This window comes from Halomonas sp. NO4 (genome assembly GCF_010994375.1).
In the GTDB taxonomy this organism is placed as follows: Bacteria; Pseudomonadota; Gammaproteobacteria; order Pseudomonadales; family Halomonadaceae; genus Halomonas.
On the sequence record NZ_WHMA01000012.1, the window covers coordinates 1 to 10,903 of the forward strand.

8 protein-coding genes and 2 pseudogenes are annotated in these 10,903 nt (G+C 66.0%); 7 read left to right on the forward strand and 3 right to left on the reverse strand.

Going from position 1 to position 10,903, the window contains the following annotated elements; all coding sequences use genetic code 11:
• Positions 1–93 (forward strand): transposase (locus FEF15_RS10420; protein WP_205598516.1); only part of this gene is annotated, 93 nt, incomplete at its 5' end.
• A gap of 1,005 nt (positions 94–1,098) precedes the next feature.
• On the forward strand, positions 1,099–2,817 hold the full coding sequence (locus FEF15_RS10425) for a GGDEF and EAL domain-containing protein (protein ID WP_163559104.1): 1,719 nt from the start codon (positions 1,099–1,101) through the stop codon (positions 2,815–2,817).
• A gap of 12 nt (positions 2,818–2,829) precedes the next feature.
• Here FEF15_RS10425 and FEF15_RS10430 read toward each other — a convergent pair.
• The 3 genes and pseudogenes from FEF15_RS10430 to FEF15_RS10440 all read right to left on the reverse strand — a co-directional run.
• Positions 2,830–3,336, reverse strand: a pseudogene (locus FEF15_RS10430) (dihydroxy-acid dehydratase); the annotation flags it as partial.
• A 23-nt stretch (positions 3,337–3,359) separates the two neighbouring features.
• A complete protein-coding gene (locus FEF15_RS10435) occupies positions 3,360–4,235 on the reverse strand; it encodes an SMP-30/gluconolactonase/LRE family protein (protein ID WP_163559105.1) in 876 nt (291 codons plus the stop codon).
• 27 nt (positions 4,236–4,262) lie between these two features.
• On the reverse strand, positions 4,263–6,008 hold the full coding sequence (locus tag FEF15_RS10440) for an IlvD/Edd family dehydratase (protein ID WP_163559106.1): 1,746 nt from the start codon (positions 6,006–6,008) through the stop codon (positions 4,263–4,265).
• A gap of 211 nt (positions 6,009–6,219) precedes the next feature.
• Between FEF15_RS10440 and FEF15_RS10445 the strand changes: the two genes are divergently transcribed.
• From FEF15_RS10445 to FEF15_RS19405, 5 genes and pseudogenes are all read left to right on the forward strand, one after another.
• A complete protein-coding gene (locus FEF15_RS10445; protein ID WP_163559107.1) occupies positions 6,220–7,239 on the forward strand; it encodes a TRAP transporter substrate-binding protein in 1,020 nt (339 codons plus the stop codon).
• Positions 7,240–7,308: 69 nt separating this feature from the next.
• Positions 7,309–7,920, forward strand: a complete 612-nt coding sequence (locus tag FEF15_RS10450; protein ID WP_163559108.1) for a TRAP transporter small permease — start codon at positions 7,309–7,311, stop codon at positions 7,918–7,920.
• Positions 7,920–9,221 (forward strand): TRAP transporter large permease subunit, encoded by a 1,302-nt coding sequence (locus FEF15_RS10455; protein WP_163559109.1) that lies wholly within the window; start codon positions 7,920–7,922, stop codon positions 9,219–9,221. The genes FEF15_RS10450 and FEF15_RS10455 overlap by 1 nt, the downstream gene beginning before the upstream one ends.
• 25 nt (positions 9,222–9,246) lie before the next feature.
• On the forward strand, positions 9,247–10,233 hold the full coding sequence (araD1, locus tag FEF15_RS10460) for an AraD1 family protein (RefSeq protein ID WP_163559110.1): 987 nt from the start codon (positions 9,247–9,249) through the stop codon (positions 10,231–10,233).
• 16 nt (positions 10,234–10,249) lie between these two features.
• Positions 10,250–10,903: pseudogene (locus tag FEF15_RS19405) on the forward strand (aldehyde dehydrogenase family protein); the annotation flags it as partial.

Consider the following 10,903-nt stretch of genomic DNA (forward strand, 5'->3'; position numbering starts at 1 on the left):
CTGTGGTCGAGATCGTATGTTGCGTGCAGTGCAGGAGGCGCAACCATCGAGACGCTCAAGAGCTATGTACAAGGACAGACGACGCCAGAATAGAGCCGCTGCGCGGCTCCCGCTTGTATCCCCGCCCGAATGAGGGTGTCGCAAATCGCTTAACAACTCGTGACTCAGCAGGCCCTCTGCGATGTCGAGGGTTGGCACGACACGATGCCCATGATGCCGTCCACTGAATTGGGGTAACTCCATGCGCCCTGTCCAGCTGGTGCTGAGTCTCGTCCTGTTGCTCCGGAAGAGCCTGCTGATGGCCGATCCGGGCCTCACTGACTCGAGCACGCACTGCCTCCTCCTTGAGCAGACGATAGTGAGAGCAGGCCGCTTCGATCACGGTTCCGTCACCCGCCAGGCAGGCGATCGATGTCCCGGTCCTGGCGAGAACGGTGCGTGTCAGCGCTTCGAAAAATGTCTGTGACAGCGCCTGTTCATGCAGGCAGATGAAACATCCGATGTTGGCATGATCGGGGGCAATGCCTCCGGTCACCCACATGGCGCCCAGATCCACACATGCCAGCCGCTCCAACGTGCGCAGCGATGAGACCCCCTGCATGCATGATCCCGTAGAGAATCAGCCCCATCATAGCGCGTGGCGCATAGGGTGCGCGCCCTGTGGCGGCATATCGATCCTCGAAGGGCGTCCAGTCCTGGGCATCCAGCAGGTCGGCCACCACAAAAGGGGCGCGAATCCCTGACCGCCGCAGATGATCTTCAAGCGGTGTCATGCCCAGGAAAATCGCTGTGGCGTCACCTCGTAGAAAACGCCGTCCTGACGAGGCAGCCGTTACGCGGGAGGACGGAGGAGGCGAGGCAGGCGATGCCTGAAAAAGCGCGAACTGCCTGTCATGTGGGCATGCATGCTGTCGACACGGTAAGCTCTCAGGCAGATAGAAGGCTCATTTTACGGCTTTACCCCTTTCGCGACACCCTCGAATGGGCAAGGGATTACGCGGATTTTTGCTAAAGTCATTCCTGCGCCGGACGATACTTAATGTGCTGGCTACTCGCCGTCAACCACACGATCAGCCCTCACGGAACCGATACGCCACGATGAGCCGACACCCCCACAGCGAGCACATCAGTCCGCTGGCCACGCATCCTGCTCGACTCGTCCAGCGAGCATTCGAGCATAGCCACAACGGCATGGTCATCACCGATGCCGACGGCCACATCATGCTGGCCAACGATGCCTTCTGTCGGCTCTGCGGTTGCGAGCGCCGTGAAGCGGCCGGCTGGCCAATCGAGCATTTCTTCGTCTCCCTGCGCACGCCGATGCCACACGGCCAGGCGGACACCATGCCGAGCACCTGGCAGCAGGAGGTGCTGTGCCGACGATCGGATGGCGAATCGCACCCCGTTCTCATGACCGTGGACGCCCTGCCCACCAGCCGCGATCAGCCCGCCTACTTCCTGCGCACCTTCGTCAACCTCTTGACGGCCGATGATGACCAGCCGAGTACGCACCATTGGGTACACGTCGATCCGACGACGGGGCTGCCCAACTGGCTGCTGCTGCGCGACCGACTCAGTCACGCCCTGGCCCAGGCCGAGCGCACCGGCCAGGGCCTGGCGCTGCTGTTCATCGACATCGATCGCTTCAAGGCCGTCAACGACACCATCGGCCATCTCGAAGGGGACCGCTTGCTCGGCGAACTGGCCCGGCGCATGCAGGGTGCCCTGCGCAGCAAGGACACGCTGGCCCGGCTGGGGGGGGACGAATTCGTGATGATCCTCGAGCAGAACGGCTCGGCCGAGGCGGCCCAGATCGTGGCGGAGCGACTCCAGGAAGCCCTGGAACCGCCCTTCGCCATCGAGAACGGCCAACTGCTGCTGACCGCCTCGGTGGGGATCGCGCTCTATCCCTTCGACGCCGAGGACGAAGAGGGACTGATCAACGGCGCGCGCGGCGCGATGTACACCGCACGCCAGAAGGGACCCGGGCGGCTGGCCTTCATCGATCATCGCCTCACCGCCCAGCTCAAGGAAAAATTGCGGCTTGAGTGCCAGCTGAGTGAAGCGGCCCATGTGCCCGAGCGTCATTTCGCGGTGCACTACCAGCCCGAGTGCGACCCCCAGAGCGGTGCCTGCATCGGCCTGGAGGCGAAACTGCACTGGCGTCAGCCGCGTCGCGGCCTGCGTCCTCCAGAGGCATTCCGTGACGCGGCCCATCGCTTGGGTCTGGGCGTGCGCCTGGATCGCTGGGCACTGCAGCGCATCCTCGACGATCACCGTCGCTGGCAAGAGAGCAGCTCGTCACTGGCGGAACTCCCCGTCACGCTGCGGTTATCCGACAACCACCTCGCCCACAACACCTTTGACGGGCGCCCTCTCGACCACTTCCTGCGACAGCTGCAGCCTCGCTCGCTGGGGTGGCTGACCCTGGCGATTCCGAACCAGCGCCTCGGGCAGGAACTGGACGACGCCAATCACCTGCTCAAACGGCTGGCAACCCTGCAGTTGCGCCTCGCCGTCGACGATCTGGATGACGGTCCCGTCGACCTCGCCCGCCTGTCGCGCCTGCCCGTGCACCGGGCGCGTTTCCAGGCCAGCCTGGCAAGCGACACGCAACGCCCCCTGGCCACGGCACTCTGCCGGCTGCTCGAGACCCTGGGGATAAAACCGACGGTAACCCACGTCGACACCGCCGAGGACGCTCACGCCATCGCCGGCCTGCCGGTGTCGCGCGTGCAGGGGGAGCACTTCTGCGGGGCACTGCCAGCCGACAAGCTGGAGGCGTGGCTGATCAACCGTTCGTCCTCGAGAGCCTAATACCTGTCTCCCTCAGTGATTGTCCCGCGGCGGGCTCTGTCGCGCCACGTCGCGGTAGCGGGTCGCGCCTTCCAGCGTCATGCCGCGATCGAGCGGCTCCACCAGGGTGCGCTGGATCTCCTGCCAGGGCGTCTGGTGGTCGGGGTAGCGATAACCACCGCCGGCCTCGAGCCACGCCCGGCGTGTTGCCAGCTCTTGGTCATCAATCAGCAGGCGCACCTCGCCACGCCCCAAGTCGACGCGCAGGCGGTCGCCATCCTCGAGCAGCGCCAGCCCGCCCCCGATGGCGGCCTCGGGTGAGGCGTTGAGGATCGACGGCGAGCCGGACGTCCCCGATTGGCGCCCGTCGCCGAGACAGGGCAGCGATTCGATACCCCGACGGATCAGGGCCTCCGGGGGCTGCATATTGACCACCTCGGCGCCACCGGGATGGCCCACCGGGCCGGCGCCGCGCATCACCAGGATGGTACGCTCGTCGATCCCGAGTGCCGGGTCGTCGATGCGCGCGTGGTAATCCTCGGGCTTGCCCGACAACCAGACCGTCATGCCAAGCGCCCCGGAGCCAGTCCACGGACACCGGGCCGGCAGCGGAAGAGGCCGCCGGCATCGACCTCATCGTCGCGGTCCACGGCGGCCGTGGTGATGTAGAGGTGGTCGAGGTCGGCGCCACCGAAGGTGCAGGAGGTCACCCGCGAGGCAGGCAGCGTGAGGGTCTCGTCGAGGCGGCCATCGGGCAGGAAGCGGCTGATCCGCCCACCGTCCCAGTGGGCAACCCACAGGCCACCCTCGCGGTCACAGATCATGCCGTCGGGAAAACCCCGGGTGGCATGGAAACGGATGTGTTCACGCTTGCCCGATAGCTCGCCATTGCCGTCGATATCAAAAGCGTAGATCACTCCACGCGGCGTGTCGCTGTGGTAGAGGGTGGCACCGTCAGGGCTGATCGCCGGGCCGTTAGCAACGCGGTAGCCGTCGTCGACCCGAGCCAGGCCGCGGGCGTCGAGGCGATATAGAGCGCCGCTCGGGCGCTCGGCAGCTGCGTCCATGGAACCGAACCACAGCCGACCGGCGGCGTCACAGCCGCCATCGTTGAAGCGGTTGCCCGTCGGCTCGTCGGGCGTCAACAGGGAGTCGACGATCTCGGGCCCCATCCCGCCCAGGCGCAGGTGCACCAGCCGCGAGCGCAACCCGGCGACAAAGCCATCCCCATCGGCGCGCGGAGCCAGCCAGCAGCAGGCCTCGTCAAGCGTCCAGCCATGGGTCTCGCCGCTCGTCGGATCATGGGCATACAGCCGCGAGCCGAGGATATCAACGAACAGCAATTGTCCCGCGGCACCCCGCTCGGGACACCACAGGGGTCCCTCGCCGAGCAGCGCCCGGCCCCGCCAGATGTATTCGAGCGCAGTAGCATCGACCATGGCGATTCTCCCGTCGAAAGAGCAGGATCAGTGAGAGTGGCGCGGCACTTCGGCACCGCGACAGCCCACCAGGAAGTCGAAGTCGCAGCCTTCGTCGGCCTGCAGCACGCGCTCGATATAGAGCTGACGATAGCCGCCGTCGCTGGCGATCCGCCGCGACGTCGCCGTCGGATCACCCTCGGCCAGGCGTGCCTCCAGCTCGGCCTCGGCGACGTCCAGGTGCAGCTTGCCGGCATAGGCGTCGAGCTCGATCCAGTCGCCGTTCCGGACCGCCGCCAACGGACCGCCCGCGGCCGCTTCCGGGGCCACGTGCAGCACCACGGTGCCGTAGGCGGTGCCGCTCATGCGTGCGTCGGAGATGCGCACCATGTCGGTCACGCCCTGCTCGAGCAGCTTGGCAGGCAGCCCCATGTTGCCCACCTCGGCCATGCCGTGATAGCCGCGCGGCCCGCAGTGCTTCATCACCAGGATGCTGTCGGCATCGACCTCCAGGTCAGGGTCGTTGATGCGCGCCTTGTAGTCGTCGAAATCCTCGAAGACCACCGCCCGGCCGCGGTGCTGCATCAGCTCGGGACTCGCGGCCGAGGGCTTGAGCACTGCGCCACGCGGGGCCAGGTTGCCGCGCAGCACGCACATGCCGCCGTCCTCGCGCAGCGGGTTGTCCAGCGGGCGGATCACCGCGTCGTTGTACAGCGGCGCCTCCTGCACGTTCTCCCACAGCGTTCTGCCGTTGACGGTCAGGGCGTTCTTGTGGGGCAGGCGGTCGGCCTCGCCCAGCCGGCGCAGCACCGCCGGCAGCCCCCCGGCGTAGTAGAACTCCTCCATCAGAAAGCGCCCCGAAGGCTGCAGGTCGACGATGGTCGGCGTGCCGCGACCGAGGCGATTCCAGTCATCCAGCGTCAGGTCGACCCCGATGCGCCCGGCGATCGCCTTCAAGTGGATCACCGCATTGGTGGAGCCGCCGATGGCGGCGTTGGTGCGGATGGCGTTCTCGAAGGCCTCACGGGTGAGCACCTTCGAGAGGCGCAGGTCCTCGTCGACCATCTCGACGATGCGGTTGCCGGAGAGGTGCGCGAGCACGTAGCGGCGGGAATCCACCGCCGGTATCGCCGCATTGTGCGGCAGCGAGGTGCCCAGCGACTCGGCCATGCACGCCATGGTCGAGGCGGTGCCCATGGTGTTGCAGGTGCCCGCCGAACGCGACATACCAGCCTCGGCGGCCATGAAGTCGTGCATCGAGATCTTGCCCGCCTTGACCTCCTCGGAGAGTTGCCAGACCACGGTGCCCGAGCCGATGTCGCGCCCCTCGTGCTTGCCGTTGAGCATCGGTCCACCGGTGACCACGATGGTGGGCAGGTCACAGCTCGCCGCCCCCATCAGCAGCGCCGGCGTGGTCTTGTCGCACCCCACCAGCAGCACCACCGCATCCATGGGATTGCCGCGGATCGCCTCCTCGACATCCATGCTCGCCAGGTTGCGGGTGAACATCGCCGTGGGCCGCAGGTTGGATTCGCCGTTGGAGAACACCGGGAATTCCACTGGGTAGCCGCCTGCCTCGAGCACCCCTTTCTTGACGTGCTCGGCCAGTTTGCGGAAGTGGGCATTGCAGGGGGTCAGTTCCGACCAGGTGTTGCAGATGCCGATGATCGGCTTGCCCTGGAACTCGTGGTCGGGAATCCCCTGGTTCTTCATCCAGCTGCGGTACATGAAGCCGTTCTTGTCGGCGCTGCCGAACCATTCGGCACTGCGCAGCCGGCGCTTGCGATCGGTCATCGAGGACACTCCTTTCATGGAATCGAGGCCGTGGCTCGCCCCGAAAATGCGGTGACATGCCGAGACGGTACTCCCTCGCCCATTTGCAGTCGACACATACGAAAGTATATGTTGAACAAATAACAGGAATGTTCGACATTGCGGAGGCCCCGAACGGGACCCAACGCTCACCTCACGCCACAACAACAACCTTCCTCAGATGGAGAATTCTATGCTCAAGCTGAAAAACCCCCTCATCCTCGGCGGCTCCGTGCTGCTGATGGGGCTTTCCGCCGCCCAGGCCGCCGAGTATGAATGGAAATTCCAGGCCTCGGAGACCGCCGGCGAGCCCAGCTTCCAGATCAAGCAGGAGTGGGCCGACAAGATCACCCAGATGACCGACGGTCGGGTCGAGATCGAAGTCATGCCCATCAACTCCGTGGTCGGGCCGACCGAGACCCTGGACGCCGTCAGCGCCGGCATCCTCCAGGGCCACATGACCGATCCCAGCTACTTCTCCGGTCGCGACCCCGCCTTCGGCATGCTCGGCAACCTGGTCGGCGCCTGGCAGAACCCCTACGACTTCCTGGAGTACATGAAGCACGGGGGCGGCGAGGAGCTCTACAACGAGCTGGTGAATCCCTACGGCACACACCTGATCGGTGCGGCGACCTTTCCGCTGGAGTCCGTGCCCTCCACGGTCCCCATCGAGTCGCTTGAGGATTTCGAGGGCCTGAAGATTCGTGCGCCCCAGGGCATGGTCTACAACATCTTCGAGCGCATCGGCGCCACGCCGGTCAACCTGCCGGGCTCCGAGGTCTACACCGGCCTTGAGAAAGGGGTGATCGACGCGGCCGACTCCACGGTGCTCTCCAACAACGACGCCATGGGCCTGCACGCCTTCGCTCCCTACCCGCTCTATCCCGGTTTCCACTCCATGCCAATGATCGCGGTGTCGATCAACAAGGATATCTGGGATGGGCTGCCCGAGGAGCTGCAGACCACGCTCACGACCGCCTTCGACGGCATGGCCTATGACCTGATCGCACGCCTCAAGCAGCAGGACATCGACACCCTGCAGAAGCTTCAGGAAGACCCCGATGTCCACCCGTTCGACCTGCCCGCCGAAGAGCGCAAGAAGTTCCGCACCGCGGCCGAGCAGGAGTGGCAGGAATGGGCCGGCGAGAACGAGATGACTCAGAAGGTCTACGACTCGGCAACGGCCTTCCTGCGGTCGCGCAACCTGCTCTGATCCGGCGTCTTCAACCCCAACGGTCGACCGCTCGAGGCAGCCCTCGAGCGGTCGGCGCAGAGGCGAGCCATGTCGCAACAAACTCCTGACACTCAAGATCTCGCTCCGGATACCCAGGATCTTTCCGACGTCCTCGAGAAGGTCGAAGAGAGCGCCCCCGAGCGCAACGCCCTCGATCGCCTGGTCGCCCGCGGCGGACGCGGTGCCGCCTGGCTGGTGCTGCTGGCCATGGGCATCAGCGTGGTCGAGGTGTTCATGCGCTACGCATTCAACAATCCCACCTCCTGGGTGCACGAGACCGTGGTGTTTCTCATCGCGGTGATCTTTGCCCTGGGCGGTCCGGCGGCCATGGCCCGCAACAGCCATATCCGCGTCAAGGTGCTCTACGACAGCGTCGGCCCGCGCTTCAAGCGCTGGCTGGACCGTTTCAACGACCTGGTCACCCTGGGTTTCTGCCTGGCCATGAGCTATGCCGCCTTCCACATGTTCTGGGGGGCGTCGCACAACCCCCTCGGTGAGTGGCAGCTGGAGCGCTCCGGGACCTCCTGGAATCCGCCCTTCCCCGCCTTGGTCAAGGGCATGATCCTGTTCGCCCTGGCGCTGATGACCCTGCAGGCGCTGTTGCACTTGATCCAGTCGCTGCGTGCCCAGCCCGCCACCGCTCCCGAGGAGGCACGCTGATGGATATCGGAACCGCAACGCTGCTGATGGTCGGCGCGATCTTTGCGCTGCTGGTCACCGGCCTGCCGCTGGCCTTCATCACCGGCCTAGTGGCCATGCTCTTCACCTTCGGCTGGTTCGGCGAAACGGCCCTGCCGCTCGTCACCAGTCGCGTCTACGGCTTCATCACCGAATACTCGCTGGTGGCCGTGCCGATGTTCGTGCTGATGGCCTCGCTGCTCGACCGCTCGGGCATCGCCAAGGACCTGTTCAACGCCATGCGCGTCTTTGCCGGTCGCCTGCCCGGGGGCGTGGCGGTGCAGACCGTCGTGGTGGCATTCTTCCTCGCCGCCCTGTCAGGCATCATCGGCGGCGAGATCGTGCTGCTAGGCATCCTGGCCCTGCCGCAGATGCTGCGCCTGGGTTACGACAAGCGACTCTCCATCGGCGTGGTATGCGCCGGCGGGGCACTCGGCACCATGATGCCGCCCTCCATTGTGCTGATCATCTATGGCCTGATCGCCAGTGTGTCGATCGCCGAGCTGTTCACCGCGGCGGTCACCCCGGCGGTGATCCTGATGGGCTCCTACATCGCCTATGTGCTGGTGCGCTGCCTGAAGAACCCGGCACTCGGGCCGCCTCTCGACGACACCACCCAGGACAATCCCTTCGCCAGCAAACTCGATGCCGTCAAGGCCATCCTGCTGCCGGGCATGATTGCCTTTCTGGTGCTGGGTACCATCTACGGGGGCATCGCTTCGGTCACCGAGGCCGCGGCCATGGGGGTTTTCGGGGTACTGCTCGCCATTGCGGTGCGTGGCGAGTTCCACATCGGCATGCTGCACCACAGCCTGGGGCAGACGCTCAACACCTGCGGGATGATCATCTGGATCGGCATCGGCGCCGCGGCTCTGGTCGGGGTCTACAATCTGATGGGCGGCAACCGCTTCGTTTCCGGCATGATCCTGGGCCTGGACGTCGCGCCGATCGTGATCATCCTGGTAATGATGGCGATCATGCTGGTGCTGGGGCTCTTCCTCGACTGGATCGGGATCGCCATGCTGGCCCTGCCGATCTTCCTGCCCATCGTCACGGAGCTCGGCTTCGATCCCATCTGGTTCGGCATTCTCTTCGCAGTGAACATGCAGGTTTCCTTCCTGTCGCCACCGTTCGGCCCCGCAGCCTTCTACCTGAAGAGCGTCGCTCCGCCGGAGATCAGCCTCAAGGACATCTACCTCTCGGTGCTGCCCTTCATCGCCATCCAGCTGTGCGTGCTGGCCGCCCTGCTGATGTGGCCACAGCTGGCCATCTGGCCCTTGTAAACGCCCCTGATCCCACGAGGTACCCATGCGATTGATCCAATGCGAATACCAGGACCAGGTGCGTGCCGCCCTGGTCGAGAGCGAGGCGCAGGTTCGCCTGCTGGCGAGCGACACCTACACGCTGGCCCGCCGGGCCATCGCCGCTGGGCAGTCCCTGGCACAGGCAGTGGAAGCGGCCCTGACCGAGACCCGCCTCGACTACCAGGCGCTGGTCGATGAACGGCAGTTGCTGCCACCGCTGACCCATCCCGACCCGGCCCACTGCCTGGTCACTGGGACCGGCCTGACCCACCTGGGCAGCGCCGATACCCGTTCCGCCATGCACGCCAAGACCCAGGTCGATGAGGCCGAGTTGACCGATTCCATGCGCATGTTCAAGCTGGGGGTGGATGGTGGTAAACCCGCCCCGGACGAGGTGGGCGCCCAGCCGGAGTGGTTCTACAAGGGCGACGGAAGCTGTATCGTGGCCCCGGAGGCGGCGCTTCCGGTACCCGCCTTCGCCGAGGATGCCGGCGAGGAACCGGAACTCGCGGGCCTCTACGTGATCGCCGACGACGGCACCCCCTGGCGAATCGGCTACGCCATCGGCAACGAGTTTTCCGACCACGTGACCGAGCGCTTCAATTACCTGTGGCTGGCCCACTCCAAGCTGCGCGCTTGCAGCTTCGGCCCGGAGTTGCTGGTGGGCGAGCTGCCCGACCATCTGGAAGGGACAAGCCGCATCGTACGGGATGGCGAGACGCTGTGGGAGAAGCCCTTCCTGACCGGCGAAGCCAACATGGCGCACAGTCTGGCCAATCTGGAGTACCACCACTTCAAGTACGCCGGCTTCCGGCGCCCCGGCGACGTCCACGTGCACTTCTTCGGCACGGCGACGCTGAGTTTCGCCGACGGCGTCCTGACCCGCGACGGCGACCGCTTCGAAATCGGCCTGCCCGCCCTGGGCCGCCCGCTGCGCAACCCGCTGCGTATGGAACCGGACGCCCTCCCCATCGACATCCATGCACTCTGACAAGCAGGAGTCACTCATGACACTGGAAGGCAAGCTACTCATCGGCCAAGAGGCCGTTAGCGGCAACTCCACCCCCATCACCGCCGTCAATCCCGCCACCGGCGAGACGCTCGAGCCCACCTACGCCGGCGGCAGCAAGGCTGACGTCGAACGCGCCTGCGAACTGGCCGAGACGGCCTTCGCCAGCTACCGCGAGTCTTCGCTCGAGGACCGCGCCACCTTCCTCGAGACGGTGGCCGCCGAGATCGAGGCCCTGGGCGACACCCTGGTCGAGCGCGCCATGGCCGAGACCGGCCTGCCCCGAGCGCGCATTGAGGGCGAGCGTGGCCGCACCTGCGGCCAGCTGCGCCTGTTCGCCAAGGTGGTGCGCGCCGGCGAGTGGCTCGACGTGCGCATCGACCCGGCGCTGCCCGACCGCGAGCCCATGCCTAGAGTCGACCTGCGCCAGCGCCACGTAGCCTTGGGCCCAGTCGCCGTTTTCGGTGCCAGCAACTTCCCGCTGGCCTTCTCCGTGGCCGGCGGCGACACCGCCTCGGCCCTGGCCGCCGGCTGCCCGGTGATCGTCAAGGGCCACTCCGCCCACCCCGGCACCTCCGAACTGGTGGGCCGCGCCGTGCAGGCCGCGGTGGCCAAGTGCAACCTGCCCGAGGGCGTCTTCTCGCTGCTGTTC

Excerpts from the sequence above, each read along its gene's own strand:
- FEF15_RS10425 (WP_163559104.1), top strand. The coding sequence starts at position 1,099 with ATGAGCCGACACCCCCACAGCGAGCACATCAGTCCGCTGGCCACGCAT.
- FEF15_RS10455 (WP_163559109.1), top strand. The coding sequence starts at position 7,920 with ATGGATATCGGAACCGCAACGCTGCTGATGGTCGGCGCGATCTTTGCG.
- FEF15_RS10450 (WP_163559108.1), top strand. The coding sequence starts at position 7,309 with ATGTCGCAACAAACTCCTGACACTCAAGATCTCGCTCCGGATACCCAG.
- FEF15_RS10440 (WP_163559106.1), bottom strand. The coding sequence starts at position 6,008 with ATGACCGATCGCAAGCGCCGGCTGCGCAGTGCCGAATGGTTCGGCAGC.
- FEF15_RS10445 (WP_163559107.1), top strand. The coding sequence starts at position 6,220 with ATGCTCAAGCTGAAAAACCCCCTCATCCTCGGCGGCTCCGTGCTGCTG.
- FEF15_RS10435 (WP_163559105.1), bottom strand. The coding sequence starts at position 4,235 with ATGGTCGATGCTACTGCGCTCGAATACATCTGGCGGGGCCGGGCGCTG.
- araD1 (WP_163559110.1), top strand. The coding sequence starts at position 9,247 with ATGCGATTGATCCAATGCGAATACCAGGACCAGGTGCGTGCCGCCCTG.